The following is a 25,748-nucleotide window of genomic DNA, read 5'->3' as shown; positions in this document are numbered from 1 at the left end:
GGTAGTATCGACTTAATGTTGCTTGGAGCTGCGCATTTCCTGACGCACAAGCTGCCATACCATAAAGATCAGTACAGCGATTTGTGGGACAAATGTTTCCCAAGTTGGATACATTCCCAGCCAGCTAATGGACGGAAGCGAGGAGGCAGTGTGCCCCGAAAGCTTGCCAGCCACCTGAAGCGAATGAATACTTTCGCCCAGAAATCGGAATACGAGATAGTAAATCAGTGCAGTGGCAGTCAGGAAAAAGGCGCGAATCGGCAACCGTACACTAAATTTAATGATCGCAAACGCCAGAATGACCAGAATAAACATCGCCGAGCTAATGCCGATCAGCAATTGCGAGGTTTCGATGGCTGGAGCCATACCGACATAAAAGATAGCTGTCTCGGCTCCTTCACGCAGAATTGCGAGCGCAGAAACCGCAAATAGCGACCACAGGCTTCCCCGTGCTAACGCGTTGCCCACGCTGTTTTCCACAAAGCGGTTCCACGCGGCAGCATTGGATTTGCTATGCAGCCAGCTACCAACGGTCAGCATCAGCACGACCGCCACCAGCCCGGTGACACCTTCCAGCAGCTCACGCATGCTGCCCGATGCGGCAGCTGCCACCAGCGTGGTGAACAGCACCGCCAGAATTCCGCTCAGCACCAGCCCCGTTCCAGCTCCTGCCCATATCCATCGTCCAGCCACGGCTTCGCCGCTTTTTTTGGCATACGCCAGCAGAGCTGCGAGCACGAGGATGGCCTCCAGACCCTCACGCAGCAAAATCAGTGCGGCATCCCACGCAGTGTAAGAACGTTCTTCCGTCAACGGACGGAGCCTGTCCAGCATCTGATCAAGAGTCTGTATGGCTTTGTCTGTATTCGGTGGAGAAGACAGCAGATATCCGGAAGCCTCGGTCATTTCATTTTCAATCGCAGTGTAAGACGTCGGATCGGCAATTTGTACATGTCCTTCGACAGAAGGCCACAGAGCGATAAACTGCACTACCTTGTCAGCCGCTTGCTCTGATTGATTAGCTACAGCATCTTGGCGTGCGGATTTGAGCAAGGTGACTGCATCGCCCAAGGAAGCTGTCGAACCATTCGTCGTTCCGGTAGCCGTATTGCCTGTATTCGTTCCTTGACCTGTGTTCACAGATTTGCCCTGACTATAATCAGACAACAGAGTCGTTAATTCCTGCATTTCCCTGAGAGCCTGTTCTTGGCGAATGGGCTCAGCTTGCATGGAGATGCGAATGAGACTGATTTTAGTTTCGAGCGAACTGTATACCGGAAAATTGTCCAAACGAATCGGTGTTTCTACCTGATACCAGGCTTTGACGATTCGGTCGTAATCCACCCGGGCGGCAGCCCAATCGCCTTTTTGCATGGCGGCCAGACTGCCCTTCGCCATGGGAAGCAGTTTTTCCGCTGCTTTGGCTCCAGCCGGGGCTGGTTTGTCCCCTTCGGCAGCAGTGACGTACTCATTGACCGAGCGCGCTAGCACGGATAAGGCAGCTTTCGCTGATTCCCCGCCGCCACTGGCGAGTGTCTGCTCCGCATCGGTGAGTGCTTGATCTACAGTCGCGATGTGAGCTGAATCTCCACCATTTGTCTTGGCGGCCTCCCACAGCGTGCGGAATTCTTTCAGATCCTTGGAGGCTTCCGTCCATTGGGCTTGTCCCGCCTCCACCAGCGCTCCGCCTACTACAGGCATTAGCTGATCATTGGTGACAGCTTTGGCATCTGTTTGTGCAAAAGCGACCGACCCGAAGCTGGATAGGAACGGAGCTACGGTCAGCAGCAGAGCTGCCACCAGTACAAACACCCATCCCAAGCTTTTATTGCGCCGATTCATATAAATCCCCTTCCTTGCCTGCTGCTAAAATAACGTATCCCCGATGTAGCCGCCTTGCGATACACCCGGGAAGCAGGCGAACACCGCACTGCCTTTGTGTACAATGTATTCGTTCAGTTTGTCATTGCGTGCAAGCTTCTCCTGAATATGAACGAACTGCTTGAACAGATCACGCTGGTAGCTGATGAACAGCAGCCCGGCATCCAGCTGTCCAGTTTGCTTGTCCAATCCGCTTGAATACGAATAAGACCTCCGCAAAATGTTAATGCTTCCGTTCCCATGAGCCAAAGCCACATGAGAGGTAGGAGGCGTAACTGGCTTGCCTTCTGGATTTTTGGCCGCCAGATCAAGCTTGTCGAACTCCTTGACCTTACCGAGTGGGGCCCCGCTGCTGCGATGACGTCCAAAAGTATCCTCCTGGTCGCCCAATGTTGAGCGATCCCACACCTCTACCCGCATGCGTACGCGGCGTACAGCCATATAGCTGCCGTCGCCCATCCATGCTGGTCCGTCACTGGTCTGTGTCCACACCAGCCGATTCATCTCGTCTGCCTTGGAGGTGTCCGGGTTCCCCGTACCGTCCTTGAAGCCCAGCAAATTGCGTGGTGTGCTTCCCGCAGGATCAGCTTGTGCAGTCCGCTGAAAGCCTTCCTGCGTCCAGCGAAGCACCGCCGTTCCTCTGGCGATACGCGCCAAATTACGCAGGGCATGGAAAGCGACCTGCAAGTCATTGGCACATACCTGCACTCCGATATCGCCACCGCACCATTGCTCCTCTAGGGCATCCCCTTGAAAACGGGGCAGCTCACGGAACCCGGCAGGTTTAAGCCCTGCCAGGCCATATCGTCCATCAAAAAAGGATGGGCCCACACCAAAGGTGATCGTCGTGCGGGACGGCGACAATCCTGCCGCCTCGCCCGTATCGGACGGAGGGAGGTTGAGGTTTTCATTATCGTTGCCAAGGAGCACGCCAGAAGTCATTGTAGTGCTTGCTTCCGTCCAGGCTTTGAAGAGGCTACGCACCTGTTCCTTGTCGCTGGTTGTTAGATCGAAAGCGGCGAAGTAGATGAAATCCTGTGCCGGAGTCACAATACCTGCCTGATGCTTCCCGTAAAAAGAGATTACATCTTTGGTATCCGCATCCGTCATCATGCTTTCGAGACGTTGACCGGCTGACAGCACGGCTCCCACGCCCCCGCCGCCAAGCAGGAGACCTAGTCCACCTACCCCGGCCAGCTTCAATAGGTCTCGGCGTGATACGGATTTGCTTTTTCCTGACGGATCATCTTTCACTAGCGTCGCATCCTTTTTTACCAGATCGCCCTGTTCATTATGGGATTCCGCATACTGCGGCTTTTCTTGCCCTTTTTGCCGCTTAAAGCCTTTCATATCATTACACTCCTAACAATTTCCCCATTTGGGACAACGGTTCTGCCAAGGCATCGAGGTTTTGGCTCAGCTTTTTAACTTCTTCCGGTTTCAGTTTTGTATACGATACATAGCCTTCTCCGTCCTTGAAAGGAGCCAACTCCTGCTGTAAGGCCGTAAAGCGCTCACCGATTTGTTTTTCCAACGCGGCATCTTTTTGGTTCAGATCTGTTTTCAAAATGTCATATATCTTTTGTGCGCCCTCTACATTGGCTGCAAAGTCGTACAAATCCGTATGGGAATATCGTTCCTCTTCACCCGTCACCTTCGAGGTAGAGACTTCATTCAACAACTCGACTGCACCCGTTACCATCAGGCTGGCGTCAATATTAACTGTTTCTACTTTGGCGCGCAGCAGCTTGGCATCACTCAGTAGTCGGTCGGAGAACTCGTCCATTCCTTTGGTTGTGTTTTCTTCCCATAATGTTTTTTCAATCCGGTGAAAGCCGCGCCAATCCGCTGCATCCACATCACCGTCACGTGCATCAATATTTGGGTCAAGATCACCCAGCGCTTCTGCAATTGGTTCAATCCGTTCATAGTACATGCGTGCAGGAGCATACAGCGCCTTGGCTTTATCCAGCTCGCCAGCTTTGACCGCGTTCGTGAATTCTTCTGTCTTCTTCACAAACGTATCGCATTGCTCGATGGCATAGGTGCGGTAAGCTGCTACCGCTTGATCAAAATTGGGAGCAGAAGCGGCAGGAGTCGTTGTCTGTGTTGTGGCTCCTGCATCTTTGGTCGTTGCAGCAGGCTGCTGAGTAGCAGTTCCGGTTTGTCCGCAACCTGAGAACAGAATAGAAGAGACCAGCACTCCGGCCGGTACGGCATAACGTAGTTTCATAATCAATGAACACCCTTTCTGGCCAAACTGGCCTTGAACCATAGTCTGTTGCGATATCTATATCAAATTATCATTTTGATAATGATTATCAGTCGCGGTTTTTCTTATCATAAGGCTGGCCCATATGCCTGTCAATACATAAATTAGACGCAGAGTCCAACCGTCCATCGAAGGGAGTTAGTAGGGTGCCTATGCCCATTTTTATCCGCATATTGAACCATACCTAAGCGCATGACATAAAATGTGTTGACTGTATCCCTTAACCTTGTTACACCACACAAAACCCGAGCAAGGAGGGGTGAAATTGACGAAGGGTAACGACCATAAAAACAAGTTTTTGTTAACTCACCGTGAACGTGAAGTATTTGAACTGCTCGTGCAGGACAAAACAACACGTGACATCGCCGGACAGCTATTTATTAGCGAAAAAACGGTCCGAAACCATATTTCCAATGTAATGCAGAAACTGAACGTAAAAGGTCGTTCACAGGCGGTCGTGGAATTAATCAGGCTTGGCGAATTAAAAATCTGACCTCTCGTTCCTTGCGGGGTACAAAGTCTTCTCGATGATCCTTCGACAATGAAGGGTGGTCGGGAAGGCTTTTGTTTTGTGGTATATAAAAAAGTAAAACGATTAAACCGCTGAAATAGGTGGGAAATTGCGTGTAAATGATGTACTATATATAGAAGGAAGAAACTACCATTGGAGATCATGGTAAACTAGCAGAAGTGATCAAATCAGAAGAATTACCACAAAGTTATACAAGGCTAGAAATGCATTCGGTGATAGTCTAAGAATATAAATCCCTACAAAAACAGTATTCAGCATGACGACAGGATGGAAGATGGATTGAAGAAGAATCACAAGGCAGAAAAAGCTCGTTGCTTCAGGTAGCAGGAAGTAGCTTTTGCCTAGAGCTACCTGTGGTATATTCTTGATCGGAGGTGAATGTTAAGACATATGACACCCAACCAACACTTGATGACTTATACGCTGAACAGCGGTATAAAGGGAACTGTCGACCTAACCAGTAAGCAGGTGCAGGAATGGATCAAAGCATATCGAATTGGCAGCAAGTTTGTAACGGTTGTGGGAAAACAGTATTTTGGTTTAAACCCTGAGTTGGTAGCAGATTTCAAGGTACATAATGAATACTCGGAGCAGAGAGAACACATATTCATAATACAGCCTGTAATGGAACACAAAGCTGTAGAGCTGGACCCACTGGTAGAGGCGTACAGCCAGTATAAAACATTAATTCAGGTAGAATGTAAATGTGGTGCTTCCTATATAGAAGAGTCACCGCATAAAAGAACCAAGTGGTCATGCAAGGAGTGTAATAACATTGTGTTCCTGGATCGTAAAAAGGGCATGGTGGATACGGATAAAGGCAAGGCGTGGTACATGACCAACAAATACTATGTGGAAAGACAAAGCAACTGACAGATTGTCAGTTGCTTTCTAACCATATACTCACAATTGTTGTGTGCCTACCCAAATGATATAAGTCTTTTGGCAAATAATAAAATTGATGTTTTTTGCGCTTTGTAGTACATTATCAAGTGTATTATAAGGAGGCTTCTCATGTACGGACATAGACAAGATGATACTTTATACATCATGACTTACACATTAAATAGTGGTATCAAGGGCACAGTGCCTTTGTCTAATCAACAGATACAGGAATGGCTTGAGTGTTACAGAATCGGTAAGAAATTTGTAACCGAGATTGGCAAAGAGTACTTTGGACTGCATGCGGAACTGGTGGCTGATTTTAAAGTGCATAATCAGTATTCAAGCTATCAGGAGGTTATTATCCCCATTCAACAACCGGATACTGGCCTAAAAGAGTTGTCCCAGGCTTACAAATCAACAGAAACTTTAATTAAAGTAGATTGCAAATGTGGTACATCGTATGTTACAGAATCTCCCTTTAAGCGGACCAAGTGGTACTGCACCAAATGCCGGGAGATTGTTTTTCTCGACAACAAAAAGGGAATGGTGGATACTTCCAGAGGCAAGGCCCATTATATGACCAATAAGTATTTTGTGGAACGGGAAACAACTGGCGTATAAGCCGGTTGTTTTTTTGTTCGCAAGGTTTGTGTACGTCCTGACTTTTCAAAGCCATTGCGCTATAGTGAAAAAGGGGGCTTATGGAAATGTGGAGTATTTTGCTGAATCACGTTTTGTTGATAGGATTCCTGGCTGTTTTGATTCAACGGATCTATAAGCATCGCTTTCATCAGCAAAATGGTAGCAATTTTCTGCTATGCTTGTGGGGGATCTTGCTTAATCGGTACAATAGCTTGTTTGAACTGACCACGTTATATACGGTGTATACCGTTTTTTTTGCTGTAGGTGCATTGTGGTTTGGAGGTTGCTGGCTTGTGCAGCTATTGGAAAAGGGGAAAGATAAAGCTTGATATAAATGATAGTCAGGTGGTGAACGTCATCCGGGAAGATCATACGAATGGTGCAAGAAACCGCATGAGCACGAACAATGTGTACATACACGAAACGCTTCATTTGGAACAAATCATAAGTGACCTGCGGGTGATGGGCTATGTGGCTTTTCATCATCATCCGCAAATCACAGGTGACCTTGAAGAGCTGGAGGCGTTAAAAAAGCAACTATTGTCGTTTTTCCAACAGCATCATGTATTGTGGATTGAGCTTGACCCGCTAACACAATATGTGGTGGTGAATAACATGGGGAAGGCCACGGTGCTGAAACTCATGGGTCGGAAAATGAACCCGCTACGGGATCTGAGAGCAAACGCTGCTTTGGCTGGACAGCCGCTGCATGAGTTCGATCGGGAGATAGAACGGCTCAATCGGCTGGCTCATCTGTTGCGCTATACCCGTTTTTCTTAAGCGACAGAACTAACGAAAAAAAAGCATTCACGAAGCAAGGATGGTGCCATGCTGTGAATGCTTTTTAGTTTACTTACACCGATTTCAAAAACTCCACAATCGTCAGCAGACCCTTGTCAAAATTGTCCAAGTTGAAATGCTCGTTGGGCGCGTGCAGGTTCTCATCTGGCAAGCCGAAACCCATCAGCACGACTGGGGCAGTCAGCACACGGGAGAAAGTCTCCACGATTGGGATGGAGCCTCCATCCTTGGTAAAGAGGGCACGCACACCGTATACCTTCTCAAAAGCATCGGCCGCCGCTTGCAGAAACGCGTGTGACGGGTCGATGTTAAAGGCGTTCGCTTTTTCGCCCTGTTGAATATCCAGGGTAGCTCCTGCCTGAACATGGGCGCGCAAATGGCGCTCGATTTTGTCCAGAATATCTTGCGGATTCTGGTTAGCCACCAAGCGGCATGTGATTTTAGCGTGAGCTTCTTTCGGAATGACCGTTTTCGTACCTTCCCCTTGGAAGCCGCCGTATACGCCGTTCAGTTCCAGTGTCGGACGAGCCCCCACACGCTCAACGAAGCTGAATCCTTCTTCACCAAAGAGGGAATCAAGTGCAAGATCTTGTTGCAGCTTGCTCTCATTGAAGCCTTGCTTCATGAATTCTTCTCTCATCTCTGCCGATAATGGAGTAACATCGTCGTAGAATCCTTCGACGCTTACACTGCCTTTGTCATTATGCAGGGTTGCCAGCAAGGACACCAGAGCATGCAGGGCATTCGGCACGCCGCCACCGAAAGAACCGGAATGTAGATCTGTGTTCGCCGTGTGAATGGCGACTTCCAGTGAACATAGTCCACGCAAACCTGTGCAAATGGCAGGCTTCCCTTTTTCGATCAAGGAAGTGTCGGACACCAGTACAGCATCGGCAGCCAGGCGTTCAGCTCCAGTTTGCAAAAACTCAAGCAAGTTCGGACTGGACACTTCTTCCTCGCCTTCAATGCAGAATTTAATGTTCAGCGGCAATTTGCCTTCCTGCTTCAAAATGGCCTCAACTGCTTTAATGTGCAGGAAAACCTGTCCTTTATCATCTGTCGCTCCGCGTGCATACAATTTTCCATCACGGATGGATGGCTCAAACGGTGGCGTTTCCCACAGATGAAGCGGGTCTACGGGTTGTACATCATAGTGTCCATACACGAGAATCGTTGGTTTACCAGGTGCGTGCAAATGATCCGCATATACCAGCGGGTGCCCTTTGGTTGGAATGATTTCCACGTTTTCCAGACCGGCAGCAGTCAGTTTGGCAGCCAGCCAATCAGCTGCTTGGTTAATGTCCTTTTTGTGCTCCGATAATGCTGAGATACTCGGAATGGACAACCACTCCTGTAACTCGCCTAGTTGTTGCTCTCTGGCTTTTTCAAAATATTCAGAATAACTCATAAACTATGTATCCTCCTTTTTCAATGTAAATCGTGTGAATGTTGCGCTATCCTCCGAACCGAGGTTGTGGACGATATGTCTAGTTTACTACGTTTTGTGCTGAACGAAAAATAGGGAGATAAAAAAACGATTCTACCCGGGTCTGTCCAGACCTGAGCAGAATCGCCCCTAACCAAGCATATGGATGTACTTATGCGCGAATGTCCAGTTGACCCCCGAGATGAGGCTGTACGCTTTTTTCCATCATCTGCACTAAAGCCTGTCCTTGTTCACTGGCCTGATCCGTAGCCATACTTAATACCTTCACACTTGCGGCTTGAGCCAAGCTGGCCTGACTCATACCTGTTGATAATGCTGCGATATCCATGTTCCAACCCTCCTTCATTGTGAAGACTCTTTCTCTGTATTTATCGGTTGGAACGGTTATTTTGTTTCATCCAATTGGAATTGTGTCAGCAAATCTTGAAGCTGCTCTGCCAGACGGGTCAAATCTGCGGCAGACGAACCGATCTCTTCCATGGAGGCGAGCTGTTCCTCAGCGGCTGCGGACACGGTCTCCGTATGGGATGCCGCTTCTTCAGCGATGCGTGTAATTTCCTCCATGCTGCTGACGACTGTACTTGTTCCATCTGCGACTCCAGCGGTAGAAGCTGCGACGTTATCGAGCTGCTTCGCTGATTTGGCTACCGCTCTACGGATGCGGGAGAAGGAGCGACCAGATAGGTCAATGGAATTGATACCTTCGCTTACGCGTTCCTTGGCGGATTCCATAGCGGTCAGGGCTTCAGATACACCGCTCTGTATCCCTTGAATCTGTTCACGAATTTGTTGAGCGGAATGAGCTGAGTTTTCAGCCAGCTTGCGGACCTCTGTGGCCACGACAGCAAAACCTTTACCATGTTCCCCTGCGCGTGCCGCTTCAATAGAAGCGTTCAATGCGAGCAGATTAGTCTGGCTGGCAATTTCCGTAATGACAGTAACAATCGTTCCGATTCGTCCAGATCGATCATTCAAAGCACCGATAATGGTGTCCAGTTCTTCCACGGTAGTGCGAATGCCATCAATGGAAACGACGCTGTTGCCGATATGCTCACTGCCTGCATCCGACGCCTGAATGGCCTGTGCGGAGTAAGTAGTCATTTCAGCCATAGTTTCGGTCATCGCGGTGATGTCTGTTGCCATGCCGCTAACCCGTGTCTGATTAGCTTTAGCACTGCCCACTTGGCGTTCGCTGCCAGCAGCCACATCTTGAATGGCTATGGTCACATGCTCGATAGCCCGGGTCGTTTGTTCTGCACCTGCTGCAAGCTCTTGCGAGGATGCCGACAAATTGCCAGTCATCGCTTGAATTTCTCTAATCATGTTACGCAGGTTATCTACCATTTGTTGAAAATATCTTGATAATTCACCAATTTCATCTGTACTGGTCGTAGCCACGTTAATCGAAAGATTACCTTGGCTGATGGCATCCATAGAATTACGCAATCTTTGGATAGGCTTAAGTATACTGCTGATTAGCCACATTGCGAGCACGCCAATGATGATGGCTGCAATCACCAACACTACGATCGTCGTGATAAGAATCGGTTGGGCGGAGGCACTGGTTTCTGCTTTGTCCATTGTGCCGGCAATTTTCCAGCCTGTCAGCGCATTGGTTTTGAAAATCAGGTGTTTATCTACGCCATTAAGATCGTAATTAAAGCTGCCTTCCTTAGAGTCAAACAGTTTGGGTATTGTTTCTCCCATTTTGGTACTTCCGCTGACTTCTGTCGGGTGGGTAACGATACGTTTGGTACCATCTAATATCATAATATAGCCATTTTGTCCGATTTTTAAATTTGTGATTTCTTTCAAATTTTTCAGGTTCAGGGAAAGGCCGAGAACACCGCTGTTGTCGGGAAGTGTACGTGAAATATACACAACGGGGATCTTAGCCGTATTGAGTCCAACAGGGCTGATTACGGTTTGGCCGGGTTTCTCCAGGGCCTGTTTGTACCACGGGCGCTCACGAGGATCGTTTGTGGAGCCTACGGCTTTGCCAATAATGAGCTTACCTTCGGGGGTTCCTACAAACATATCAACAGCTTCCGCGTGCATTTTCAAATAAACTTGTAATCTTTTTAGAATGGCATCATCTGCTTCAGCACTGTTATCACTAGCCGTCATCGTTGTAGAGTAATATTCGAGATCCGCGATTTTGGCTTGAATCGTTTGAGTAACTGCACGATCGGATGCAGTAACGCTAGTTGTCGCACTATCAAGTAATTGGCGGTCCGTCTGGTTATATGCTGCTTGATAAGAAAAAGAACTTACAATAATACTAGGAACAAGCATGACCAGAAGGAATGCTGCGGTCAATTTCTTGCGTAGTGTTAATGTTTTCAGTCGTTTCATCTAACCCCTGCTTTCTATCTATATATTCAATTCTAAAGCTTATATCATATGTATTTACTATCGGTTATTTTGAGCTGAATTGATAGATTTATTACTAATTTGTCCAATACGCCAAAGAATTTCTTGCATAACATGGAGTATCTTGCAATTTGGAGGGATAAGGTATGGGTTTTTTTCTGGATATGAGAAGCTCCACCAATTCATCAAAGACAGGTGAAGGTCCCGATATTCAACTGGGTCCTATACCGGAGCGATTCGGTTTGATTACTCTGCGAACCTTTCTTGTGCCAGGTCCGATTGTGACTTTTAGTGGTTCCATTGGTCTAATCGGTGAGCTTGGCGATACGTATGCAGTTGAAATCGTGCGTGGAGCCGACTATGATCCGAGCGAGGTAGTCTACCGCGCTGAGGGGGTACTGGGCGTGACCGGATCTAATGAAACGCAAGCTTTTAATGCACAGGATCTGTCCGCTCCCTGGGCAATACAAACAGTATATTCTTCTTATATTTCTGGTGTTTCGACCACTGTTCGTAACGGTCCAGAGGTATTCACGGGCATCGCTTCGACTCCGTTCTTGTAAATATATCAGGTAAATATTTCTTTCGTAAATGCTCGCTGCCTGTTCATGGTTCTCCTAGGATAGGCCGCTGCACCCAAGCTTAACTAGCCACGAGCATAGACAGACATCTGCCGCAGACTCGTGGCTATAATTCTCAATAGCAACACCCAGAGCACAAATGACCTAGTTGTTACAATTTCCTTTATGAGCGTGTTCTACAGAGTTGATTGTGCTTCTCGGATTCTATTTCTTTAGAATCTCTCGCAAATACACTGTCAACTCATCTGCCGCTTTGGTATGGGCGGGGAGCCCGGGATGGCTGCGAGATCCTATCGTTTCTTCCGTCGTGTTAGGCAGTTGGAATACGGACACATTCCAATCCCTCGTTCTTTTCTTGTACGCGTCTACCGCTCGGTAGATTGAGGGCATCATAGGAGTACCCAGCATCCCATAGGCCCATACAATATGAGCCGCAGGATTGCAATTCCGAAGCTTGACAAGAAAACATTCGATAGCGCTTTCAAAAGCTTGTAAATCTTCTTCATTGAATGTGCCGTCCTCGTTCAAGCGTTGCTTGTACACTTTACCGCTTGCTGGGTCCGTCCATGCAGGAGAATAAAAGGCTCCCCCGTCATTAGTCCCCAAATTCACTACGACCACGTCCGGCTGCCATGAGGTAAAATCATGATCTGAAAATGCCCCTAATGCTTCATTTCTCTCACCGGTCAGCACACCACATATCTGTTCATAATATGCCGGTATGTTCGTATCCGGATTATTATCCCAGCCCGTTAGGACACCCCAGCCGCTTTGTGAAAACACTCGGTAGTCCGCATTTAGTGCTTCGGCTGTTATGGCTGTATAATTGCGTAGTGCTGTGAACAGCATGGGAACCCAGTCTGTCTCGTCCTTCGCTCCAATCGTTCCTTCTCCCGAGGTAATGCTGTCACCGATAAATTCCACCTTGAGGGGCTTATCAGTGACCGGTAGCAATTCTCCGTCAACCTTCAGGGCATGAATTTGCAACAAGCAGTGCGGGTCCGAACTCATAGGCTGGACATCCTTGACCACACGGACATTTTTGACTGTATCAGGGTTTAACCCTCTCAAAAGACAGATCCAATGCCGTCCTGCAGTCACCATCAGGCGACTCATCGGGACACCATTGATGACAATACTGATCCAGGGCTCATACACCTGGTAATCGGCCTCAATTTCAATCCACAGCTCTGAGCCTTTGATATTCAATTCAATGCCACTGCCTGTCCAAAATAGAGTAAGCGGTGTACGTGTTTGCGTAGTTCGACCATGAACCTTTATATGCTTTGCTTTTGTAAGTGTGTATGTCTTCAATCTCTTGTTATGTGACATTTCAACACCCTCCTAATGGTTTTTAATGAATGCTAGTTTCTGTAATATTGTAAAAGAAGTGACAGGAAATCTCAAATTCTATTTCTAAACAAGCAAGGGCTCAAAGCTTTATATGGATTATCCTTTTTGATCACGCTTTAGAACCACATATGGTATCAAAAAGGCACCAGCAAAATTGAAATTTGCTAGTGCCTTTTCGATATACGGAGCAAAGATTACTTGCTAAGTGGATTTTTTCACAAATATTATTTTATCTATTAATTAGCTTTGCCGAACATGACGATATTAGTCGCCTTGCCGAAGTCTATACCTACTTTGCCAGTGATTTCTGCTGTTTTTTGTGCTAACACGACTGCATTGACACCACAAGAGAACAGGGCAATGTCAAAGTCATCTTTGTGTGCTGCGATCCATTGGAGTGTTTCAGGCATTTGTTCATATTGATGAAATGCCAGCGTGTGCGCGATATGCAGCTTGTACGGATCAGCCTCAAGAACAGGCTTTACTTCAGCGGCCGTCCGGGTGACCAGCAGAATGCGTCGATTTTTCAGCATGTCCCAGAAAGCGGGTGTCCCAGCCAAATACCGATTCAGGCAGGCGTGGCAGGTCAGCGGGGGGGAAAGAGCATAGTGAGCAAAGACCTGATCGGTCAGCTCCCGCTTCATATAGGATGGTGCTTTAATAGATTCGTCATCATATGGCAAAATGCCAGTAATGCTGGCTTTGCTCACTGCCTCAGCCACCGCGTCCCGTAGCTCCGTATTTGGTAGAAACAGTCCCTTTTGACCGAGATTGGCTTTGACCGCCCAACGTTCCTGTAACACCTTTTCCATCGGCCAGACGGTATCCTGCGCCAACACCAAATTTTCACCATCTCCAATACGAATGAGCGAAAAGGACTGGTGCTGATCGAGTGCTAGCTTCAAACGCTTCAGTACCTCGTCCATCTCCAGATACTTTGGATTCGTCATATCATGTTTCCTCCCTGTCGTTCCTGCTTGTTCAACTTTTCAGATGGAGTAAAAAACTTTGTATTCTATCATATGTCGAAAGCGAAAAGGTTTTTGTATGAACGGCTATTCTTTTTGGATTCTACCTATTTTTACAAGATTCGTTGTATCTGTACGTGCCGTTTCAGGAGCGTCTTCATAACTTGAGAGAAGACGGTTGAAAGGGAGGAAGATCAATGAATCGCAAGGTTGTAATTGAAATTAATTTTAATAACTATGGGATGAATCCCAACCGCCTGACACGTGAGTGGATCAGCGAGCGACTGGATATATTCAGAACCTTTACGCTGCGTAGTTTACTCAGTCAGACAAATGCGGATTTCCTATCTGTCGTCAAGCTGGCGGGCGGATGCAGTGACATCGTGGAAGAGGAGCTGGCCCGACATGAGCCCATTCCCGACCACATCCGTTTTGGTACGAGCATCGAAAGTAAACGTCGTATCCATGCGTACATCGAAGGTGCGGACGAACTGCTCATTGCTCGAATAGATTCCGACGATTTGTATCACCAGTCCTTTGTACAACAGTTGCATGATTACAAGTTTCAATCGGAGACGGTTGCGCTGGTGAACCAGATGGGTTACCTGTGGGATGCGGTTGAGGGGCAGATGGCACCGGTGTTTCACCGTTCGCCTTCTTTTTATGTGTTTCGCTATCAAGTGGAAGATTTTCTGAATGATTACCGTGTGGTCATTCCTGGAAAGGGTACGCACGGATATGTAACGGAGCTGCCGCATGAGATCATTCCACTTCGCAACTATGTGAACGTCATTCATGCTGCCAATACTTCGGTGAAAAAAGTGCCGGCGAAGGATCGGCTGTCAGAGAATGAAATGAATGCTGTGCTGGCAGAATTTCTGGGAACAGGCATTGCCAATTCGTAACGGTCAGGAGGAGATTATATTGTTCAAAGGAAAAAAACTGCTGGTGACCGGAGGAACGGGATCTTGGGGGCAACGCCTAACCGCTGAATTGCTGAAGGAGGACCCGGCGGAGATTCGTATTTTCTCACGCGGTGAATTTGCACAGATTGCCATGCAGCGGCAATTTCTATCGGATCCTCGCCTGAATTTCATGATTGGAGATATTCGAGATCTTCAGGCATTACAGGAGGCATGTCGCGGAGTGGACTATGTATTCCATTTGGCGGCATTAAAGCATGTCCCTGTGTGTGAGAGACAGCCGGAAGAGGCTTTCAAGACGAACGTACACGGTACGGAAAACGTGATCCGGGCCAGCATTGAGCAGGGAGTCGCCAAGGTAATTGATGTCTCTACAGACAAGGCAGTAGATCCGGTGAATGTATATGGCATGACGAAGGCGATAGGTGAAAGACTGATGATCCGCGCCAACACTTTAAGTGAGCGTACTCGCTTTGTGTGTATACGCGGCGGCAACGTGTTGGGGACGAGTGGAAGTGTCGTGCCCCTGTTCAAGCGCCAGATCGCGGATGGGCAGGATTTAACGCTGACGAGCCCAGATATGACACGCTTTTTCCTCACGCTCGGAGAGGCGATTGGCTTGCTGCTGAAGGCTTCTGTCACGGCGGTTGGGGGAGAGACGCTAGTGATGAAAATGAAGGGCTGCAATATTGCAGATCTAGCAGAAGTGATGAAAGAACAGGCGGGGCAGCCTGCGTTGAAAGTAAAGGAGATTGGTATACGTGGTGGGGAAAAGCTGCATGAGGTGCTGATTTCGCCCTATGAGGTGCCGCATACGTATCGCTATGATGATCGCTATTTTGTTATTCTTCCCCAGCAAGCAGACAAGCGCTTACTGAGCCAATACGGTGGATTGGAACGAGTGAGCTTCGATCAATATCGCTCGGACGATGAGTTAATGGATCGCGCTGGAATTGCTGAGCTACTGCGAGGCATGGAGTAATGATGAAAGAGGTGGGTATTTTGCAGCTTATGGAAAAAATAACTAAAGGAACTATAAAGGTTGCGGTAATCGGCCTCGGTTATGTAGGGCTGCCCATGGCAGTGGAAATGGCAAAGGCTGGTTATGATGTATATGGTGTGGATTCCGATCCCGTCAAAGTAGCCAAGCTGCTTCAAGGAAAGTCGTACATCATAGACATTGGTGATGATGCATTGGAAGGTCTGATTGGACAGCAATTGCATCCGGTTACGGATATCAAGGTACTGGAGCAAGCGGATATCGTCGTGATCTGCGTGCCTACGCCGCTGACGGACGGACACCAGCCGGATACGTCCTATATTGAAACGGCTATTGATCAGGCTATACCTCATTTGCGTAGACAAACACTGTTGATTCTGGAAAGCACCACCTATCCGGGAACGACCGAGGAACTGATTCGACCGGTGATAGAGCAGCGCAGGGGCTGGACGGTAGGTAAGGATTTCTATGTGTGCTTCTCGCCGGAACGTGTGGATCCGGGTAGCGTTCATTTTAACATTCGCAACACACCCAAGGTGATCGGCGGTTGCACGCCGGATTGTCTGGCAGTGGGAGCAGGGTTTTATGGGTCCTTTTTGGACCAGATTGTTCCGGTAAGCTCGACGACCGTGGCGGAAGCCGCCAAGCTATTCGAGAATACGTTCCGCAGCGTCAACATTGGAATGGTCAATGAGTTGACAGCCGCCTGTGAGAAAATTGGCATCAATATATGGGAGGTACTGGATGCAGCGGCCACCAAGCCATTCGGCTATATGCCTTTTTATCCGGGACCTGGCATCGGGGGGCACTGTATCCCGGTTGATCCGCTATACTTGTCATGGAAATCCGAGCAGCATGGTTTTCCATTGGAATTCGTGGACTTGGCAGATCGCATGAATCGGCGTATGCCGCTGTATATTACGGAGCGAATTGAAGCTATGCTTGCTCAGAAAGATAAAGCCATAAACAAAGCCAACATCATTCTGGCAGGTGTGGCCTACAAAAAGGACATTGATGATGTTCGCGAATCCCCGGCTCTTGTCCTGTTCGAGCATTTAACTAAAATGGGTGCTTCGGTTAGCTTCACCGACCCGTATGTATCAAGTTTTAAGCTGAACGGTGAAGAAATCCCATCTCGGACGGCAAATGCCCAGCTATGGGAAAGTGCAGATATCGTAGTCATTACGACAGACCATTCTGTGGTGAATTACCAACAGCTGGTCGACCATGCCCCGCTGGTCTTCGATACACGTAATGCGACTGCACATTGCACAGGTGGACATGTCGTGATCTTGGGGCATCCCGGAGGGGGCGCCGCTGTTGGCTAACCGTGATCAGGTAAACGAACGTTATTACGGGCAGATTAATTCGGAGGAATCTCATGAAGCCACCCGCAATAGAATTCACTGGATTTGTCGCCATGTACAGGGTCATACGGTGTTGGATGTTGGGTGCAGTCAGGGCATAACGGCTATTTTGCTCGGGCGGGAAGGCTTTGAGGTAACGGCAATTGATTTGGAAGAGGGCAGCATTTCTTATGCAAAAAAAGAACTTCGTCAGGAATCCGCACCCATCCGGGGACGAGTCCACTTTCAGTTAAAGGACATTTCACAATTTGAGCGTCCTCCCGGTGGATTTGACACCATTATTTTAGGGGAGATTTTGGAACATTTTGCGCATCCCGACAACCTGCTGGCTCATGCTTACCGCTTGTTGAATAAAAAGGGTACGCTCGTCTTGTCTGTACCTTATGGTTACCATCCGTTTCATGATCACAAGCGGACTTACTATGCCGGGAGCCTCTCCCGTGTGTTGTATCCTTATTTTGATGAACAAGCGTTGGAGGTGCATCACAAATATTTGTGCTTTGCAGGCCGCAAGAAGTCGAAAGAACTGCGTGAGGTCAAACCAGAGGCAGCGCATCTGAATGAGTGGATGAAACTGGACGAGGAGCAATTTCGACTGGTGGAGCAGCAGCATGTTCGCAAAATGAATCAGCGAAAGGCCGCACTCGACAAGGCGGTACAGCGAATCCGGTATATGGAGGAACAACTTTTGCCGATGGAAAGGTATGCACGTGTCGAACAGTTAGACAAGACGCAGGCTGAAAGGAGAGTTGCATATACTGCTGGCGAGTCTACCGGAAAAACGAGGGGAGAATCAGCCAAAGGTAAAGGGGATGACGTGAAGTCATGACTGAGCATCCAATGACCATCAGCTTGTGCATGATCGTAAAGAACGAGGAGCACACACTTACCCGCTGTCTGGATTCGGTCTCAGACCTGATGGATGAAATCATTATTGTGGACACGGGGTCGACGGATCAGACGAAGACGATAGCGGCGCGCTATACGGATCGGCTATATACATTTGAATGGAAGGATGATTTTGCAGCCGCCCGTAATGAATCATTTGACAAGGCGACGTGTTCCTACGTCATGTGGCTGGATGCGGACGATGTGCTGCTGGAGCCGGATCGTGAGCGCCTGCGTGCCTTGAAGCAGCGTTTGTCTAAGGATATCGACGCAGTGGTGATGCCACTTCATTTGGCAGAGGGGGAGCAGGGTGAACTGTTGTTCACCTCACGCCGTATCCGTCTCGTGAAGCGCGAGCGACAATACCGCTGGGAAGGGCGTCTGCATGAGGATCTGGTGATACCTCAGGGGCAAATCGTTCATTCAGATGTGGCAGTAACACACCGCCGAATGCAAGACCACATGCTCCGTAACCAACGTATTCTCGCCCGGTGGATCAGCGAAAGCGGCAAGCTGGAGGGGCGTCTGCTGTATTTGCACGCCAATGAATGTTTTGACCGTAAAGAATATGCCGAGGCGGTAGAGGCGTTCAATCTTCTGTTGGAGGAGCCGAGCGGCTACCGTGAGGATCGGATTACCGCTTGTGCGCGGTCGGCGGAATGCTATCTTCACCTCGGGAAGCCGGAGCAACAGCTGGATCGTCTGTTACGTTCCTTTCGATACGGTGTACCGCAATCAGACTTGTGCTGCATGATCGGTGACTGGTTTTTCACAAGAAACGAATGGAGCACTGCCGCGTACTGGTACGAAAAGGCATTGGAGCAACAGCATCACCTTCCGGGTATGCGACCTGTTCCACTACCATGCTACTCCTGGTTACCTCATGTGCGGCTCAGCCATTGCTATGCCCATGTAGGTCAGCTGGACGCTTCGTATGAGCATAACCAGACCGCTTTACGCTATTTACCTGACGACCCGCATTTACTGGATAATGCACGCAAGCTCAAGGAGGCTATTTCCAACTCCCCACCCTCAGCCCGTTCCTCAAAATAGTTCAAGCTGTTCCGGCCCGTTATTCTCTTCGTGTGGCTTGCGAGGGGGAAAAGGTTTAGGGTCCATGCCAAGCATGGTCATGAGCTGCTTGGCATTAGCAGCGGCGTCTCCACCTGAGTTGTTGTTGAAAATAACACACACCTCGCGGCTTTGCTGCTCCAGCTCCAGCAACCTGTCTCTCCATTCGGTCAACTCTTGTTCATTGTACCGATACAGATAACGAACCTCCCGCCAATTCGGTGCAGAGCTTTGATTCCAGCCCGATATGTTCCGCCCGTGGAGACGTACGATTGTCAGATTACCGTCTGTAGCCAACGGCACAATGGGAACCGACCCTGGTCCTGCCTGCGGCTCGTCGCATACGCTGTGTATCCAGCCTTCTTCACGCATGAATGCCAGCGTTTGTTTCCGAAAATCGGGTGTGAACCAGCTTTGATGTCTGAATTCAAGTACGGATGGGACCTCTCCCATCCTATTTTTTGTGTCTCGCAGTACAGCGACATTCTCACGTGTACAGTCGAACCAGGGTGGGTACTGAAACAGCACGGCTTTGAGCTTGCCCGCTTCGTGAAGAGGCTGTATCGATGCATGCAGTGCTTCGTACATGGCATCTATTGTTTTGAAGTAAGGTTGCTTGCCGCGGGTATGTCCAGTCATGCCTTGGTAGGCTTTGACGAGAAATGAAAAAGAGTCAGGGGTTTCCGCCGCCCAGCGTGCCATACGATCTGTGGGCTGCACCGCATAGAAAGAGCTATCCATTTCTACTACCGGAAAATGGCTTCCATAGATACTTAGTTTTTGGTTAGCTTTGGTACCCGTTGGATACAAGTCATCGTGATCGCCCCAACCCGTAAGTCCAATTTGAATCATAATTTCCCCGCTCCTTTCCTTCATGAAAACTTCTAAAGGCGTTCCCATGAATCATTTTAATGATAAAATGGGGTGAATCACATGAAGTTGGTATGAAGTTCCTATGAATATTTAAGCTCAAATACGGTTATTGTAACATGTTTCCTTATTCAGGATTTTGCAAAACCCTTATTCGTAATGCTTTTGAGTTTCCAGTTTGAAAAAGCTAATATAGTATGTAATAGAGCGAAATGAGTTCATGGAGGAGAAACGATATGGCAGAATGGTACGAGCAAAGCTTTGGGGAAGATTATTTATTGGTATACAAGCATCGCGACTTTCAGGGAGCCTATCAGGAAGTGCAAAAAATGATCTCCTGGCTTAAATTACCGCAAGGCTCCAGCGTATTGGATTTATGTTGTGGGATGGGACGTCATTCGCTTGCGCTCGCAGATGCAGGTTATCAGGTGACAGGTGTGGACCTTTCCAATGTGCTGCTGAGAGAAGCTCGTGCAGCTGATTCCGAAGGACGGGTAAGTTGGCATCAAGGGGATATGAGAGAGGTGCCGCTGGATGAAAGCTATGACGCGGTGATGAATTTGTTCACCTCCTTTGGTTATTTTGAACAGGATGAGGAGCAGCTTAAAGTGCTAAAGGAAATATATCGGCTGTTGAAGCCGGGAGGACGCTTTATCATAGATTATTTGAACCCTGCTTACGTAGCCGCTCATTTGGTACCGCATTCGTCGCGGGAGGATGAAGGGAATTGGATTGAGGAGCATCGGGTCATTGAAGATGGATTTGTGAAAAAGCAAATTGCGATTCGGTCAGCTGCATCCGTTACGGGCACTGAGGCAGCCTCTGCTCTGGGCACGACTCCTACTGAGGGAGAACCTGCGCGCGTGTATCATGAACGAGTGAAGCTATATCCATATGAGAAGTTTCGTGGATTGCTAGAGCAAGCCGGACTATCTGTAGAGCAGGTACACGGAAGCTATAATGAAGATCAATATATTGAAGATGCTTCGCCTCGAATGATTTTTGTCGGCGTGCGGGCTTGAAACAGAAAGGCGGGTGGAAGCCATGAAAATGCCAGAGCTTACACCGTGTGAGCGAATAGACGGAGGCTTTCAGGTCAAAATATCCATGTCCTTTCCGCTGCGCTGGGTGAATAGCTATGTGCTCAAGGGAGAGCACGGTTTTACAATTGTAGACCCGGGGCCGCGCAATATGGACACCGAGGCAGAATGGGCGCATGTCTTCCACCAGCTGGGAATGTCCTTTGGGGATATTTCGGACATTGTGGTCACTCATCATCACCCCGATCATTACGGATTGGCGGGCTGGATGCAGCAGCAAAGTCAGGCTCGTGTACATATGTCAGCCCGAAGCCATAAGGAAGCGATGATGATGTGGGACGCTCCAGAATCGACGGTCGCTATGGAGAACAGGCTTCCCAGCTTTTTTGTCCAGCATGGTTTTCCTTTGGAGCAAGTGCCGGCCTTGGAATTACATATGCGGCAGGCTTATTTGCAAGTGAATCCACAGCCTGAGATTACCGTTATTCCTACCGGCATAGACGCTCGTCTGGAATGGGGTGGACGCAGTTGGCTGCCCGTCGAGACGGGAGGGCATGCGCCCGGACATATGTCCTTATATGACCCGAATAGCGGTGTTATCCTCTGCGGTGACGCAGTTTTGCCGCAGATTTCTCCTAATATCAGTCTGCTGCCGGGCAGTGATGCCCAGCCGTTGAAGTCTTATGTAGACGGCTTGCAGCGTCTAGGTAAGCTGGAGGTAGCGTGGGCATATCCGGGGCACCGCAATCCGTTTGGTTATTTTCGGGAGCGGACGCAAGCGTTGCTGGCACATCATGAAGAACGACTGGAGAAATTTCAGCAGCTGATCCAACCGGAGGGAAGCACAGCCTATGAGCTGTGCATTGCCATGTTCGGTGGCAAGCTGGGTATTCACCAGCTAAGGTTTGCCATGTCCGAGACGCTGGCTCATCTGGTGGAGCTGGTGCGCCGTGAACGGGCCTCTATGAGCGAGACGAACCCAATCACGCGCTTCTATCCCTTTTGCCGTCAATAGTCACGGAAAGTTGACCAACAAGTGACATAACGAAACAACATGACAAGCGGCATGCATGCCGGAAAAGAGGACTTTATGAATTTGCTGCTGCTGGGAGCTACCGGACGCGTAGGACGGTATATATTAGATTATGCGTTAGCGGACGGTCATACCGTTACGGTCCTTGTTCGTTCACCGGACAAGTTGGAGGATTACATACCTGGATATGGGAATCAGCTGCAAATCGTACAAGGCGATGCCACTAATGGAGAGGACGTAGCACAGGCGCTGAAGGGTGGGGCGACGACTGTGATCAGTGCGCTGAATACGGATGGAACGACTACCTTATCCGTTAATATAGCCCTGCTGATCCGGCTCATGCAGGAACAGTCCATTTCTCGGCTCATTACGGTAGGAACGGCAGGAATTTTGCAAAGCCGGACCGAACCGGACCTGTATCGTTACGAGTCCTACGATACCCGACGACGCAGCACTCGTGCGGCCCAGGAACATCGGCGAGTGTACGAATTGCTGCGTGAATCGGCACTAGACTGGACAATCGTATGTCCAACCTATCTACCGGACGGAGCGCGGACAGGTATTTATCGCGTGGAAAAAGATTTTTTGCCTGAAGGTGGCTCACAAATTACCACCGCGGATACGGCTGATTTTACTTATTGGCAATGCAAGAGTTACGAATTTATCCGTACACGGGTAGGTATTGCCTACTGATCGTGAAACACCCAACATAGCTTCATTTTTAAGCAATCAACCAGAGCACGGTAAGTGTATCTACTTATTGTGTTTCTTTTTTTATTTGACAAATACTCAGGCTTAGAATACTATGATTCTTAACGGAAACACCGTTTCCCGAAAGTCTTGTGTAGTTCTTTAATTTATTATAGTAGCAACAAGCAACAGTTTTTAATAAGCCAGGATTTTGCAAAATCCTCAAGCAAAAGGAAGTGCATTCAATCATGTCCGAGCCATCGCCTCCCTATAAAACCTATTCGGAAGTGAAGCAACAGCAGCAGCAATTGCTACGTAAAAATGTCATCGATGCCGCATGCATCCTTCTTGTGGAAGAAGGGCCTGAGGCTGTGACCGTACGGCGAGTTGCGCAGAAATTAAGCTGTTCCACCAAGATCATTTACAATATTTTTGGCAGTAAGGATGGTCTTGCCAATGAGATGTACCTGGATGGATGTCGGCTATTGGCTGAAACCTTCCAGCAAGTACCTGTTACCGAAAGCGTACTCGCTGATCTGGAAGCTCTATGCTGGGCGTACTGGGAATTTGCACAGCTCCATTCAGCCTATTATAAAATGATGTTTGGCGGGGCATTGTCTGATTTCAAGCCGGATGAACAGAGCTTGGAGGGGACCACAACGGCACTGTCACGAATTCTGCAAACCGTCATACACGCTATGGAGCAGGGAGCATTGAAAGAGCATGATCCGTTGCTGGTTGTCCGGATGTTTTGGTCTGCTTTACATGGGGTCATACATCTTCAGTTTGCAGGTCATTTTTCAGATGTAGATATGGCTCAAGGGGTGTATGCATTTACACTGAAGAATACGCTCGTAGCATTTAAAACATCCTCATCCCCATCGTAAAAATGAAGTGTACTGAGGTCGTCATAGTAGATGACTTCAGTTCATTATAGAGTAGTGGTAACAATGTTTCTAAAATAAAACAACGATACTATGGAGGTTATCATCATGTTTATGTACGCAAACAAAACAGCTCTGATCACAGGGGCATCATCCGGTATTGGCGAGGCATTTGCCTATTCGCTCGCAGCTAAGAAATGTGACCTCATTTTGGTAGCTCGGAATGAAACCAAATTAGAAGCGCTGGCCAAGGAGCTCATAGCTAAATATAACGTAAAAGCAACAGTGATTGCGCTGGATCTTTCCACACCCGGAGCATCCCAGACATTGCATCAGGAGGTTCAAAAACAACAGCTAAAGGTAGATCTCCTGATTAACAACGCGGGTTTTGCCACCTATGGATACTTTGAGCAGGTTTCAGGAGAACGACAGCATGAGGAAGTGATGCTCAATGTGGCTGCTTTAGTCGATATCACACATGCATTTATGCCTGATTTATTGCGTAAGCGGGATGGGGGACTCATCAATGTTTCTTCCACAGCCGCATTTCAGCCCGATCCATATATGGCCGTATATGGAGCAACCAAAGCATTTGTGCTTTCTTTTACTGAAGCGCTATGGGCCGAAAACCGGAAACGGGGGCTTAAGGTTCTGGCCCTTTGTCCAGGCTCAACAGAAACGCCGTTTTTTGATATTGTTGGCGCAAGTGAAGCGTCAATTGGAATTAGGGAAACTCCCCAAACCGTTGTGAAGAACGCGTTGAGAGCATTTGAAAAGGGGCGTAGTCACATCATTTCCGGTCGCCAAAACTATTGGGTAGCTCAGGTGTCCCGGTTCTTCTCTCGTCAATCCACGCTGGGAATTGTAGAACGTGCACTGCGTCCACAAAATGGATTGTAATTTATGAATGAAGGTAATCTGAGCTTGAAAGGTTAGAATGGCTAATGAATAAGCTGTGAGTATTATGCACCGGGTCTGATCGTTTATAGCTCGACTTGAATCAGACCCGGTGTTCCTATTTGTATAGATCAAGCGCTTAGATCCTATTCTAGTCCTCGGGAATATAGTAAAATTCCATCCCGTTTCTCCCAGCCATTAGCTGACCAGAAGCGTTGACCCCCTGCGTTATGCTCCATCACAAACAGATGACATTTATCAATGCCTTCTCTCAGCAAAGCAGATAACGCTTTATCCACCAATCTGGGCGCGATCCCTTGACCACGATGTGCTGCAGCTACACCCAGATGATACAGAAACCCCCTGCGACTATCGTGGCCCGCTAAAATCGTGCCTATGATGTTCCCGTTGTACTCACAGACAAAGCTAAGTCCTTCATTTCGCTGTAAAAAGCGTGCAATTCGCTCCGGTGAGTCGGCCTCGCTTAATCCCAATCCGTCTAAGACATTCCACAGCTCAATGGCTTGATCATAATCATTAGCCTGCATCGTACGGAATGCATACCCTTCAGTAATGTTTGCCATGTCTAGTTCTCCTCTAACCCTTATATATCTGTTATATTCCCACGCGTTGTTTGTTATTTAGCATGTTATTTAGCATGTTGTTTAACGTGTTGTATTCGGTGCGCTTTCTTCCCCAAGCTCTTGCTCACGCTCTGCCTGTTTGCGATGGGCGATACGGCTGCTGGCCGAAGCTGCGATAGCGCCCACAATGTCGTCCAGGAACGTATGGATCGGCCCGAGGCTTTTATCATTCAGGCGTTCCAGCACACCTGGTTTGAGTTTATCGACATAACCGTAATTGGTGAATCCAATGCTGCCGTACACATTTACAATGGAAAAGGCCAGAATTTCATCCACCCCGTATAATCCCTCATCATTTTCAATCATGTCCTGCAATGGGGGAAGAAGAGCGCCCTGTTCTGCAAGGATATCCAGTTGGATGCCCGTGAGCACGGCATTTTGAACCTCGCGCTTCATCAGTACCTTGTCCACATTCTCCATACATTCTTCCATCGTTAGGGTTGGGTAATATTTTTTCTGTAAAAGCATGACCAGTTCTGCGATTTCAGTCATGTTAACGCCACGCTTGTGCAGCCACTCGCGGGTGGCATCAGCTACCTTTTTACTGTTCAGGCTGTAAGGTACTTTTTTCTTGTCCATAAAATTGAAGTTACCCTCCTCGTATAGATCCTGATTTCTACTGCAATTATGACCAGTGTGTCCAGTCTGCTGAAAAAGTAGTTATTTTTTACGCGAGGCTTGTATACATATTAGTACAATCTGTACA

General features: G+C 48.3%; 27 protein-coding genes. 16 read left to right on the top strand and 11 right to left on the bottom strand.

Annotated elements, in window-relative coordinates:
- Positions 1–12: 12 nt before the first annotated feature.
- From MHH57_RS19610 to efeO, 3 genes are read right to left on the bottom strand one after another with little or no spacing between them, the layout of a single operon-like run.
- On the bottom strand, positions 13–1,842 hold the full coding sequence (locus tag MHH57_RS19610; protein ID WP_342434432.1) for an FTR1 family protein: 1,830 nt from the start codon (positions 1,840–1,842) through the stop codon (positions 13–15).
- A 24-nt stretch (positions 1,843–1,866) separates the two neighbouring features.
- On the bottom strand, positions 1,867–3,231 hold the full coding sequence (efeB, locus tag MHH57_RS19605; protein ID WP_029518338.1) for an iron uptake transporter deferrochelatase/peroxidase subunit: 1,365 nt from the start codon (positions 3,229–3,231) through the stop codon (positions 1,867–1,869).
- A gap of 4 nt (positions 3,232–3,235) precedes the next feature.
- Positions 3,236–4,114 carry an iron uptake system protein EfeO gene (gene efeO / locus MHH57_RS19600; protein ID WP_342434431.1) on the bottom strand — a complete coding sequence of 293 codons (879 nt, stop codon included), beginning with the start codon at positions 4,112–4,114 and terminating at the stop codon, positions 3,236–3,238.
- Positions 4,115–4,412: 298 nt separating this feature from the next.
- On the opposite strand from efeO, the gene MHH57_RS19595 reads away from it, so the two are divergent.
- The 5 genes from MHH57_RS19595 to MHH57_RS19575 all read left to right on the top strand — a co-directional run bounded on the left by MHH57_RS19595 (position 4,413) and on the right by MHH57_RS19575 (position 6,992).
- Entirely contained in the window at positions 4,413–4,646 is a 234-nt protein-coding gene (locus MHH57_RS19595; protein ID WP_028541512.1) for a LuxR C-terminal-related transcriptional regulator, read from the top strand.
- Positions 4,647–5,075: 429 nt separating this feature from the next.
- Complete coding sequence (locus MHH57_RS19590) at positions 5,076–5,558, top strand: hypothetical protein (RefSeq protein ID WP_069011022.1); 483 nt, start codon at positions 5,076–5,078, stop codon at positions 5,556–5,558.
- A gap of 141 nt (positions 5,559–5,699) precedes the next feature.
- On the top strand, positions 5,700–6,191 hold the full coding sequence (locus tag MHH57_RS19585; protein ID WP_013311697.1) for a hypothetical protein: 492 nt from the start codon (positions 5,700–5,702) through the stop codon (positions 6,189–6,191).
- Positions 6,192–6,277: 86 nt separating this feature from the next.
- The gene (locus MHH57_RS19580; RefSeq protein ID WP_029518340.1) at positions 6,278–6,541 is read left to right on the top strand and encodes a hypothetical protein; all 264 of its coding nucleotides are present in this window, start codon (positions 6,278–6,280) and stop codon (positions 6,539–6,541) included.
- 64 nt (positions 6,542–6,605) lie between these two features.
- The gene (locus MHH57_RS19575) at positions 6,606–6,992 is read left to right on the top strand and encodes a hypothetical protein (RefSeq protein WP_176715708.1); all 387 of its coding nucleotides are present in this window, start codon (positions 6,606–6,608) and stop codon (positions 6,990–6,992) included.
- Positions 6,993–7,065: 73 nt separating this feature from the next.
- Here MHH57_RS19575 and MHH57_RS19570 read toward each other — a convergent pair whose 3' ends face one another.
- From MHH57_RS19570 to MHH57_RS19560, 3 genes are all read right to left on the bottom strand, one after another.
- A complete protein-coding gene (locus tag MHH57_RS19570; RefSeq protein WP_165148694.1) occupies positions 7,066–8,421 on the bottom strand; it encodes a dipeptidase in 1,356 nt (451 codons plus the stop codon).
- Between the two features lie 190 nt (positions 8,422–8,611).
- A complete protein-coding gene (locus MHH57_RS19565) occupies positions 8,612–8,788 on the bottom strand; it encodes a YjfB family protein (RefSeq protein WP_165148697.1) in 177 nt (58 codons plus the stop codon).
- A 56-nt stretch (positions 8,789–8,844) separates the two neighbouring features.
- Positions 8,845–10,815, bottom strand: coding sequence for a methyl-accepting chemotaxis protein (locus tag MHH57_RS19560; RefSeq protein WP_069011024.1), 1,971 nt, complete (start codon positions 10,813–10,815; stop codon positions 8,845–8,847).
- 164 nt (positions 10,816–10,979) lie between these two features.
- Between MHH57_RS19560 and MHH57_RS19555 the strand changes: the two genes are divergently transcribed.
- Positions 10,980–11,396, top strand: coding sequence for a hypothetical protein (locus MHH57_RS19555; protein ID WP_103050091.1), 417 nt, complete (start codon positions 10,980–10,982; stop codon positions 11,394–11,396).
- 222 nt (positions 11,397–11,618) lie between these two features.
- Here MHH57_RS19555 and MHH57_RS19550 read toward each other — a convergent pair whose 3' ends face one another.
- Together MHH57_RS19550 and MHH57_RS19545 are read right to left on the bottom strand one after the other, a co-directional pair.
- Complete coding sequence (locus MHH57_RS19550; protein ID WP_342434430.1) at positions 11,619–12,746, bottom strand: SGNH/GDSL hydrolase family protein; 1,128 nt, start codon at positions 12,744–12,746, stop codon at positions 11,619–11,621.
- Between the two features lie 257 nt (positions 12,747–13,003).
- Positions 13,004–13,717, bottom strand: a complete 714-nt coding sequence (locus MHH57_RS19545) for a GT-D fold domain-containing glycosyltransferase (RefSeq protein ID WP_165148703.1) — start codon at positions 13,715–13,717, stop codon at positions 13,004–13,006.
- A 215-nt stretch (positions 13,718–13,932) separates the two neighbouring features.
- Between MHH57_RS19545 and MHH57_RS19540 the strand changes: the two genes are divergently transcribed.
- The 5 genes from MHH57_RS19540 to MHH57_RS19520 are packed head-to-tail and all read left to right on the top strand — an operon-like array spanning position 13,933 to position 18,966.
- Positions 13,933–14,640 (top strand): glycosyltransferase family A protein, encoded by a 708-nt coding sequence (locus MHH57_RS19540; RefSeq protein ID WP_029518347.1) that lies wholly within the window; start codon positions 13,933–13,935, stop codon positions 14,638–14,640.
- A gap of 19 nt (positions 14,641–14,659) precedes the next feature.
- Entirely contained in the window at positions 14,660–15,640 is a 981-nt protein-coding gene (locus MHH57_RS19535; protein ID WP_322252280.1) for a polysaccharide biosynthesis protein, read from the top strand.
- Between the two features lie 2 nt (positions 15,641–15,642).
- The gene (locus tag MHH57_RS19530; protein WP_069011029.1) at positions 15,643–16,986 is read left to right on the top strand and encodes a nucleotide sugar dehydrogenase; all 1,344 of its coding nucleotides are present in this window, start codon (positions 15,643–15,645) and stop codon (positions 16,984–16,986) included.
- Positions 16,979–17,854, top strand: coding sequence for a methyltransferase domain-containing protein (locus tag MHH57_RS19525; protein WP_165148709.1), 876 nt, complete (start codon positions 16,979–16,981; stop codon positions 17,852–17,854). Before MHH57_RS19530 ends, MHH57_RS19525 begins: the two co-directional genes overlap by 8 nt.
- Positions 17,851–18,966 (top strand): glycosyltransferase family 2 protein, encoded by a 1,116-nt coding sequence (locus MHH57_RS19520; protein WP_029518351.1) that lies wholly within the window; start codon positions 17,851–17,853, stop codon positions 18,964–18,966. The genes MHH57_RS19525 and MHH57_RS19520 overlap by 4 nt, the downstream gene beginning before the upstream one ends.
- Here MHH57_RS19520 and MHH57_RS19515 read toward each other — a convergent pair.
- Complete coding sequence (locus MHH57_RS19515; protein ID WP_029518352.1) at positions 18,958–19,836, bottom strand: DUF72 domain-containing protein; 879 nt, start codon at positions 19,834–19,836, stop codon at positions 18,958–18,960. The genes MHH57_RS19520 and MHH57_RS19515 overlap by 9 nt on opposite strands.
- Before the next feature lie 254 nt (positions 19,837–20,090).
- On the opposite strand from MHH57_RS19515, the gene MHH57_RS19510 reads away from it, so the two are divergent.
- From MHH57_RS19510 to MHH57_RS19490, 5 genes are all read left to right on the top strand, one after another.
- A complete protein-coding gene (locus MHH57_RS19510) occupies positions 20,091–20,876 on the top strand; it encodes a class I SAM-dependent methyltransferase (RefSeq protein WP_029518353.1) in 786 nt (261 codons plus the stop codon).
- 22 nt (positions 20,877–20,898) lie between these two features.
- Entirely contained in the window at positions 20,899–21,909 is a 1,011-nt protein-coding gene (locus tag MHH57_RS19505) for an MBL fold metallo-hydrolase (RefSeq protein WP_029518354.1), read from the top strand.
- Between the two features lie 75 nt (positions 21,910–21,984).
- A complete protein-coding gene (locus tag MHH57_RS19500; RefSeq protein ID WP_029518355.1) occupies positions 21,985–22,620 on the top strand; it encodes an SDR family oxidoreductase in 636 nt (211 codons plus the stop codon).
- A gap of 245 nt (positions 22,621–22,865) precedes the next feature.
- A complete protein-coding gene (locus tag MHH57_RS19495) occupies positions 22,866–23,504 on the top strand; it encodes a TetR/AcrR family transcriptional regulator (RefSeq protein WP_029518356.1) in 639 nt (212 codons plus the stop codon).
- A 105-nt stretch (positions 23,505–23,609) separates the two neighbouring features.
- On the top strand, positions 23,610–24,401 hold the full coding sequence (locus MHH57_RS19490; RefSeq protein ID WP_165148718.1) for an SDR family oxidoreductase: 792 nt from the start codon (positions 23,610–23,612) through the stop codon (positions 24,399–24,401).
- Between the two features lie 143 nt (positions 24,402–24,544).
- Here the strand turns inward: MHH57_RS19490 and MHH57_RS19485 are convergent, their stop codons facing one another.
- A complete protein-coding gene (locus MHH57_RS19485) occupies positions 24,545–24,982 on the bottom strand; it encodes a GNAT family N-acetyltransferase (protein WP_342434429.1) in 438 nt (145 codons plus the stop codon).
- A gap of 81 nt (positions 24,983–25,063) precedes the next feature.
- Entirely contained in the window at positions 25,064–25,621 is a 558-nt protein-coding gene (locus tag MHH57_RS19480; protein WP_069011037.1) for a phosphatidylglycerophosphatase A, read from the bottom strand.
- Positions 25,622–25,748: the final 127 nt, after the last annotated feature.

Origin of the sequence: Paenibacillus sp. FSL H7-0442 (assembly GCF_038593105.1) — a bacterium.
Lineage (GTDB): Bacteria > Bacillota > Bacilli > Paenibacillales > Paenibacillaceae > Paenibacillus > Paenibacillus polymyxa_D.
Note: the sequence above shows the minus strand (reverse complement) of the source record. Positions and strands in the feature narration are given on the sequence as shown.

Coding starts and splice junctions, on each gene's coding strand:
- MHH57_RS19610 (WP_342434432.1), bottom strand. CDS start 1,842: ATGAATCGGCGCAATAAAAGCTTGGGATGGGTGTTTGTACTGGTGGCA.
- efeB (WP_029518338.1), bottom strand. CDS start 3,231: ATGAAAGGCTTTAAGCGGCAAAAAGGGCAAGAAAAGCCGCAGTATGCG.
- efeO (WP_342434431.1), bottom strand. CDS start 4,114: ATGAAACTACGTTATGCCGTACCGGCCGGAGTGCTGGTCTCTTCTATT.
- MHH57_RS19590 (WP_069011022.1), top strand. CDS start 5,076: ATGACACCCAACCAACACTTGATGACTTATACGCTGAACAGCGGTATA.
- MHH57_RS19585 (WP_013311697.1), top strand. CDS start 5,700: ATGTACGGACATAGACAAGATGATACTTTATACATCATGACTTACACA.
- MHH57_RS19580 (WP_029518340.1), top strand. CDS start 6,278: ATGTGGAGTATTTTGCTGAATCACGTTTTGTTGATAGGATTCCTGGCT.
- MHH57_RS19575 (WP_176715708.1), top strand. CDS start 6,606: ATGAGCACGAACAATGTGTACATACACGAAACGCTTCATTTGGAACAA.
- MHH57_RS19570 (WP_165148694.1), bottom strand. CDS start 8,421: ATGAGTTATTCTGAATATTTTGAAAAAGCCAGAGAGCAACAACTAGGC.
- MHH57_RS19565 (WP_165148697.1), bottom strand. CDS start 8,788: ATGGATATCGCAGCATTATCAACAGGTATGAGTCAGGCCAGCTTGGCT.
- MHH57_RS19560 (WP_069011024.1), bottom strand. CDS start 10,815: ATGAAACGACTGAAAACATTAACACTACGCAAGAAATTGACCGCAGCA.
- MHH57_RS19555 (WP_103050091.1), top strand. CDS start 10,980: ATGGGTTTTTTTCTGGATATGAGAAGCTCCACCAATTCATCAAAGACA.
- MHH57_RS19550 (WP_342434430.1), bottom strand. CDS start 12,746: ATGTCACATAACAAGAGATTGAAGACATACACACTTACAAAAGCAAAG.
- MHH57_RS19545 (WP_165148703.1), bottom strand. CDS start 13,717: ATGACGAATCCAAAGTATCTGGAGATGGACGAGGTACTGAAGCGTTTG.
- MHH57_RS19540 (WP_029518347.1), top strand. CDS start 13,933: ATGAATCGCAAGGTTGTAATTGAAATTAATTTTAATAACTATGGGATG.
- MHH57_RS19530 (WP_069011029.1), top strand. CDS start 15,643: ATGAAAGAGGTGGGTATTTTGCAGCTTATGGAAAAAATAACTAAAGGA.
- MHH57_RS19520 (WP_029518351.1), top strand. CDS start 17,851: ATGACTGAGCATCCAATGACCATCAGCTTGTGCATGATCGTAAAGAAC.
- MHH57_RS19515 (WP_029518352.1), bottom strand. CDS start 19,836: ATGATTCAAATTGGACTTACGGGTTGGGGCGATCACGATGACTTGTAT.
- MHH57_RS19510 (WP_029518353.1), top strand. CDS start 20,091: ATGGCAGAATGGTACGAGCAAAGCTTTGGGGAAGATTATTTATTGGTA.
- MHH57_RS19505 (WP_029518354.1), top strand. CDS start 20,899: ATGAAAATGCCAGAGCTTACACCGTGTGAGCGAATAGACGGAGGCTTT.
- MHH57_RS19500 (WP_029518355.1), top strand. CDS start 21,985: ATGAATTTGCTGCTGCTGGGAGCTACCGGACGCGTAGGACGGTATATA.
- MHH57_RS19495 (WP_029518356.1), top strand. CDS start 22,866: ATGTCCGAGCCATCGCCTCCCTATAAAACCTATTCGGAAGTGAAGCAA.
- MHH57_RS19490 (WP_165148718.1), top strand. CDS start 23,610: ATGTTTATGTACGCAAACAAAACAGCTCTGATCACAGGGGCATCATCC.
- MHH57_RS19485 (WP_342434429.1), bottom strand. CDS start 24,982: ATGGCAAACATTACTGAAGGGTATGCATTCCGTACGATGCAGGCTAAT.
- MHH57_RS19480 (WP_069011037.1), bottom strand. CDS start 25,621: ATGGACAAGAAAAAAGTACCTTACAGCCTGAACAGTAAAAAGGTAGCT.